Raw genomic sequence first — 6,986 nt, 5'->3', positions numbered from 1 at the left:
GGCGACGGCCTCGGCCCGAGCGGCCCTGCCCCTCGTCGTCGTGCGGTTCCTCGCGGTGCTCGCCCAGCAGCTCGTCCGCCAGCGACGGCAGATCGTCCAGCGGGGTCTCCTCGGCCCAGTCGGGGCGCGGGCGGCGGCCGCGCCCCGAGCCGCCCCCGTTCCGGTCCGGCTGGACGTCGCCGACCTGCGGCAGCTCCCGGGTCCGCTCGTTCTCGCTCTCCGCCGCGGAGCGCCCCGGACGCTCGTCGCGGAAGATGCCGCGCGGAACCCGGTCCGCCGGATCGGTGTCCCGGCTCTCCGGGACGTCCCGTACCGACGGAAGGACCGTCGTCTCGTCCGAGGCACCGGACCACCCGGAGTGGTCGGAGCGGTCCGACCCGTCGTGGATCTTCGGGATCATCGTCGTCTCGGCCTCGTCGGCCCGCGCGGCCCGGCCCTCCGGTGCCGGCACCTGCTGCGTCACGTCGTTCGGGTCGATGATCGGCGTCGGCACCGTGATCTCGTTCTCCGGCACGGACGCGGCCGCGGCGGCCTCCGCGCGGGCCCGCTCCGCCGCCTCGGCGGCCTCGGCCTGCGCCCGCCTGCGGGCCTCCTCGGCACGCAGCAGCGCCTCCTCGGCCTTCCGCTGCTTCTCCAGCCGCTGCGCCTCGGCCTCCTTGCGCAGCCGCGCGTCCTCCTCGGCCTTCCGGCGCAGCCGGGCCTGCTCGGCCTCGCGGGCCGCCTCCTCGGCCTCCCGCCTGACCCGCTCCTCCTCGGCGACCCGGCGGGCCTCCTCGGCGCGCTGCCGGGCCTCCTCCGCCTGGCGTTCGGCCTCGCGGCGGCGGGCCTCCTCCAGCTCGCGGGCCTTGCGCTCCTCCTCCTCGGCGCGGAGCTTGGCGAGCTGGGCCTCCCGCTCGCGCTCCAGCCGCTCCTCCTCGGCCTTGCGGGCCGCCTCTTCCTCGGCCTTGCGCCTGGCCTCCTCCTCGGCGGCCCGGCGCGCCTCCTCCTGGGCCTTGATCTCGGCCTCGGAGAGCGGCAGGAGCTGGTCGAGCCGGTGACGTACGACGGTGGTGATCGCCTCGGGCTCCTGGCCCGCGTCCACGACCAGGTAGCGGGTCGGGTCGGCGGCGGACAGCGTCAGGAAGGCGGACCGCACCCGGGCGTGGAACTCCGGCGGCTCGGACTCCAGCCGGTCGGGAGCCTCGGTGAACCGTTCCCTCGCGGTCTCCGGAGCGACGTCCAGCAGCACCGTCAGGTGCGGAACGAGACCGTCCGTCGCCCAGCGCGAGATCCGGGCGATCTCGGTCGGCGAGAAGTCGCGGCCCGCGCCCTGGTAGGCCACGGACGAGTCGATGTAGCGGTCGGAGATGACGATCGCGCCGCGCTCCAGTGCCGGGCGGACGACCGAGTCGACGTGCTCGGCGCGGTCGGCGGCGTACAGCAGGGCCTCGGCCCGGTTGGACAGCCCGGCCGAGGAGACGTCCAGCAGGATCGAGCGCAGCCGCTTGCCGACCGGGGTGGCGCCCGGCTCGCGGGTGACGACGACCTCGTGGCCCTTGGCGCGGATCCAGTCGGCGAGCGCCTCGGCCTGGGTGGACTTGCCCGCCCCGTCACCGCCCTCCAGGGCGATGAAGAAGCCGGTCGCGGCGGGGGCGACGGCCGGTTCGCCGCCGCGCACCGCCTCGCGCAGGTCGCGGCGGAGCGGTACGCCGGAGCGGTCGTCGGTCTTCGCGAGCACGATCGCGGCGACCGGCAGCAGCAGCGCGCCGATGAGCATCAGCGCGAAGGCCGCGCCGCCGTGCTCGAAGACGAAGTCGCCGGAGCCCAGCCGGTGGGTGCCGATCGCGGCGGCCAGCAGCGGACCGGCCAGCGCGCCGAGCGCGATCAGGACCCGTACGACGGCCTGGAGGTGCTCGGTGGCCCGGGCCCGGCGGGACTCCTCGGTCTCCTGGTCGGCCAGGGCGTGCCCGGTGTGGGCGGCGACCCCGGCGGCGTAACCGGCGAGCACGGCGAGCATCAGCACGGTCGCGGTGTCCGGCACCAGCCCCATGGCCAGCAGCGCGATCCCGGTGACGGCGATGGCCAGGGCGAACAGACGGCGCCGCGACAGCGCCGGCAGCACCTTCTCCGCGGTCCGGACGCCGACGCCGGTGGCCCCGGTCAGGGCGAGGACCAGCAGGGCGAAGGTCGCGGGCCCGCCGCCCAGGTCGGCGGCGTGCAGCACCGAGACGGCGGCGGCCGCGGCGATCGCCCCGGCGACCGCGGCCGACGCGCCGACGATCAGCGGGACGGCCCCGGTACGGCCCCGGTCGGGCCCGCTCCCGGCCGACGGGCGGCGCAGGCCCTCCAGCGGAGAGCGCGGGCGCGGGGTCTGCGTACCGGGCAGCTCCAGGAAGTAAAGGGTGGAGACCGACGCCGAGAAGAGCCCGGCCGCGACGTACGAACCGAGGGCCGCCTGATGGAGCGAGAACCACTCCAGGCCCGAGCCCAGCAGCTCACCGACGAACGTGGCGATCAGCAGGACGACCGCCGCGACGGGGATCGCGGCGAAGTCGGTACGGATCGAGAGCCGGCGCAGCGCGTCCATCCGGTCGGGCAGCGGGCGCACCGCGGCGCCCTCGATGGGCGGGGCGGGCAGCAGCGCGGGGGCGGCGCCGTCCTTGGCGACCGTCCACAGGCGTTCGGCGGCGCCGGTGACGAAGACGGTGATGAGGATCATCATCAGCGCCTTGCCGGGTGTCCAGTCGATCCACAGCGGCGCGACGACCAACAGCGCGAGCCGCAGCCCGTCCGCCCCGATCATCAGCCACCGCCGGTCCAGCGGCCCGCCGGGTGCGGTGAGCGTCGTCAGCGGACCGAGAAGTACGGCTCCGAAGATCAAGGTGGCCAGGATCCGGGCACCGAAGACCGCGGCCACGGCGAACGCCGCGCCCCGGTAACCGGTTCCGAAGGAGCCCTCCAGGACCGCCGCCTGCAGCGACATCAGCACCAGCACGAGAAGGGCGAGGGCATCGCCGGTACTGCCGATGAGCTGTGCGCTCCACAGCCGCTTCAGCGGGGGAATACGCAACAGCGCTCGTACGGCGCGCTCCCGTGAGTCTGCGGCAAGTGTGTCGGAGGTGGGGCTCACGACCGTTGGCTGCTCGGCTCGCGTCATCCGCCCAGCCTATCCGGAGCGGCGGGGTCCCCGGAGGCCCGCCCGAACATACGCCCGCCCGAGGCACCCGTTCCCCGCCTCCACGGCAGAGAGGGGGCCGGGAAACCCCGGACCCCCTCCCGAGCGCGATCCTCCGTGGAGGACCGGCCTGTCGGCTCAGTCCTCCACGGACGCCGAGGCCGTCGCCTTCTTCGCGGCGGTCTTCTTGGCGGCCGTGGTCTTCTTCGCCGTCGTCGTCTTCGCGGCCGTGGTCTTCTTGGCGGCCGTGGTCTTCTTGGCCGTCGTCTTCTTGGCCGTCGTCGTCTTCGCGGCCGTCTTCTTGGCGGCCGTCGCGGACTTCTTCGCCGGGGCCTTCTTCGCCGTCTTCTTCTTGGCGGGTGCCTTGGCACGCTTCTCGGCGAGCAGCTCGTAGCCGCGCTCCGGCGTGATCTCCTCGACGCTGTCGCCGGTGCGCAGCGTCGCGTTCGTCTCGCCGTCGGTGACGTACGCGCCGAAGCGGCCGTCCTTGACCACGACCGGGGCCCCGCTGACCGGGTCCGTGCCCAGCTCCTTCAGCGGCGGCTTGGCGGCGGCCCGGCCGCGCTGCTTGGGCTGTGCGTAGATCGCGAGCGCCTCTTCGAGGGTGATGTCGAAGAGCTGCTCCTCGGAGGTGAGCGAGCGCGAGTCCGTGCCCTTCTTCAGGTACGGGCCGTAGCGGCCGTTCTGCGCGGTGATCTCGACGCCGTCGGCGTCCTCGCCGACGACGCGCGGCAGCGACATCAGCCTGAGCGCGTCGGCCAGCGTCACCGTGTCCAGGGACATGGACTTGAAGAGCGAGGCGGTCCGCGGCTTCACCGCGTTCTTCCCGGTCTTCGGCGTGCCCTCGGGCAGCACCTCCGTGACGTACGGGCCGTAACGCCCGTCCTTCGCGATGATCTGGTGACCGGTGACCGGGTCCGCACCGAGCTCGAAGTCGCCGCTGGGCTTGGCCAGCAGTTCCTCCGCGTACTCCACGGACAGCTCGTCGGGCGCCAGGTCCTCCGGCACGTCCGCGCGCTGATGGCCCTCCGCGTCCTTCTCGCCGCGCTCGATGTACGGCCCGTAGCGGCCGACCCGCAGCTTGATGTCGTTGCCGACGGGGAAGGAGGAGATCTCCCGGGCGTCGATCGCGCCGAGGTCGGTGACCAGCTCCTTCAGACCGCCGAGGTGGTCGCCGTCGCCGTTGCCCGCGTCGGAGGCCGCGCCCGCACCGGCCGTGTCGTCGCCCGCGCCGAAGTAGAAGCGCTTGAGCCACGGGACGGACTGGGCCTCGCCGCGCGCGATCCGGTCGAGGTCGTCCTCCATCTTCGCGGTGAAGTCGTAGTCGACGAGCCGGCCGAAGTGCTTCTCCAGCAGGTTCACCACGGCGAACGACAGGAACGACGGGACGAGCGCGGTGCCCTTCTTGAAGACGTACCCGCGGTCCAGGATCGTGCCGATGATCGACGCGTACGTCGACGGACGGCCGATCTCGCGCTCCTCCAGCTCCTTGACCAGCGAGGCCTCGGTGTAGCGGGCGGGCGGCTTGGTGGCGTGGCCGTCGGCCGTGATCTCCTCGGCGGACAGCGCGTCGCCCTCGGTGACCTGCGGCAGACGGCGCTCCCGGTCGTCCAGCTCGGCGTTCGGGTCGTCGGCGCCCTCGACGTAGGCCTTCATGAAGCCGTGGAAGGTGATCGTCTTGCCGGACGCGGAGAACTCGGCGTCCCGGCCGTCGCTCGCCCGGCCGCCGATCTTGACGGTGACGGAGTTGCCGACCGCGTCCTTCATCTGGGAGGCGACGGTCCGCTTCCAGATCAGCTCGTACAGCCGGAACTGGTCGCCGGTCAGGCCGGTCTCGGCCGGGGTGCGGAAACGGTCGCCGGAGGGGCGGATCGCCTCGTGCGCCTCCTGCGCGTTCTTGACCTTCCCGGCGTACGTACGCGGCTTCTCCGGCAGGTAGTCGGCGCCGTAGAGCTGGGTGACCTGGGCGCGGGCGGCGGCGATCGCGGTGTCCGAGAGGGTCGTGGAGTCGGTACGCATGTAGGTGATGAAGCCGTTCTCGTACAGCTTCTGCGCGACCTGCATGGTGGCCTTGGCCCCGAAGCCCAGCTTCCGGCTCGCCTCCTGCTGGAGGGTCGTCGTCCGGAACGGCGCGTACGGGGAGCGGCGGTACGGCTTCGACTCGACGGACCGTACGGCGAAGGAGGACCCGGCGAGCGCGGCGGCCAGGGCGCGGGCGTTCGTCTCGTCCAGGTGCAGCACCTGGCCGGAACCGGGCTTCAGCTGTCCGTCCGGGCCGAAGTCGCGGCCCTGCGCGATGCGTCGGCCGTCGACCGTGCTGAGGCGGGCGGTGAGCGTCGACGGGTCGGAGGCGTCACCGGCGCGGCCGGTGGCGAAGGTGCCGGTGAGGTCCCAGTACTCGGCGGAGCGGAAGGCGATGCGCTCGCGCTCCCGCTCGACGACGAGCCGGGTCGCCACGGACTGGACGCGGCCGGCCGACAGCCGCGGCATGACCTTCTTCCACAGGACCGGCGAGACCTCGTAGCCGTACAGCCGGTCGAGGATGCGGCGGGTCTCCTGGGCGTCGACCATGCGCTGGTTGAGCTCGCGCGGGTTGGCGACGGCGGCCCGGATCGCGTCCTTGGTGATCTCGTGGAAGACCATCCGGTGGACCGGGACCTTGGGCCTCAGGACTTCCTGGAGGTGCCACGCGATGGCCTCGCCCTCGCGGTCCTCATCGGTGGCGAGGAAGAGCTCGTCGGACTCGGCCAGCAGCTGCTTGAGCTTCCTGACCTGGGCCTTCTTGTCCGCGTTGACGACGTAGACGGGCTGGAAGTCGTGCTCGACGTCGACGCCGAGCCGACGGACCTCGCCGGTGTACTCGTCCGGGACCTCGGCGGCTCCGTTCGGCAGGTCGCGGATGTGCCCGACGCTCGCCTCGACGACGTATCCGGGGCCGAGGTAGCCCTTGATCGTCTTCGCCTTGGCAGGCGACTCGACGATGACGAGTCGGCGGCCGCCCTGTGCGGTCTCGCTGGTCGGGGACAACTTCGCTCTTCTCTCCGGTCGACGCTCGGTGGGCATCCGGGCAACGCGGCGGCGCTGCCGATGGTGCTGTCGCTGCGGAGTGTGACGGTACAACCCGCCCCCGTGTCAAACGGCAAAAGCCCGCAACGGCCACTCGAACGGTAACCCGACTTCCGGCATTCCTGCCGCCCGGACCGTCCGATACGCCCGGTGCACGGTCGTCGGCCGCGGGTTCACGGGGGTGGTCGGGGCAGTGCGGGCGCGGACGAGTGGCCGGGGGCGGTCCGGGCGTGTTCCCCGCCGCTTTCGTCCCGCTTCCCCACCGACAGCCGCTTCCTCACCGCTTCCCGCCGGCGCACCGCTTCCCGCCGCCGCACCGGCACACGGCCCGGCCCGGGGCACTCGCTCGCGCGGGGACCGGGCCCGGACTCAGATCCGAGTGAAGCACCACACGCCGAGAACGAGAAAAAGTACGCCGAACACGGTGGCGAGTGCTGCGGAGGCGGCAGGACTCACTCCGTGCGCCACCGGCGCGCGGTGCAGTACGCGTGTTCCCGTCCACAGCAGCAGCGCGGCGCCGAACAGTGCGAACGCCGCTCCGGCGAGGACCGCGGGTCCACTCTCCATGCCGTACGCCTCCCGGTCCGGGCCCGGCCGGGGCGGGTCCCCGTCCCGGCCGGAAGGAGGCTGCCACCCCCGGACGTCGTTGATGCGAACCCCGGGTGAATGGCCGGATCCGCCTGCCTCGCCCCGCCTTCCGCGCCCTGTCCGCCTCCGTACGGCGCCCCTTTATCCGGAATCCGCAAGCGCCGACGTGCGTCGGCAC

General features: G+C 73.1%; 3 protein-coding genes. All 3 read right to left on the bottom strand.

Annotated features, from left to right (window positions below; genetic code table 11):
- The coding region (gene tmk / locus ACFCV8_RS08945) for a dTMP kinase (RefSeq protein WP_376684606.1) at nucleotides 1-3,136 on the bottom strand (3,136 nt) is incomplete at its 3' end.
- 156 nt (nucleotides 3,137-3,292) lie between these two features.
- The gene (gene topA, locus ACFCV8_RS08940; RefSeq protein ID WP_376684605.1) at nucleotides 3,293-6,181 is read right to left on the bottom strand and encodes a type I DNA topoisomerase; all 2,889 of its coding nucleotides are present in this window, start codon (nucleotides 6,179-6,181) and stop codon (nucleotides 3,293-3,295) included.
- Between the two features lie 408 nt (nucleotides 6,182-6,589).
- Complete coding sequence (locus ACFCV8_RS08935; RefSeq protein WP_376684604.1) at nucleotides 6,590-6,787, bottom strand: hypothetical protein; 198 nt, start codon at nucleotides 6,785-6,787, stop codon at nucleotides 6,590-6,592.
- Nucleotides 6,788-6,986 lie beyond the last annotated feature (199 nt).

Source organism: Streptomyces sp. NPDC056347 (assembly GCF_042262625.1).
Classification (GTDB): Bacteria; Actinomycetota; Actinomycetes; order Streptomycetales; family Streptomycetaceae; genus Streptomyces.
Note: the sequence above shows the minus strand (reverse complement) of the source record. Positions and strands in the feature narration are given on the sequence as shown.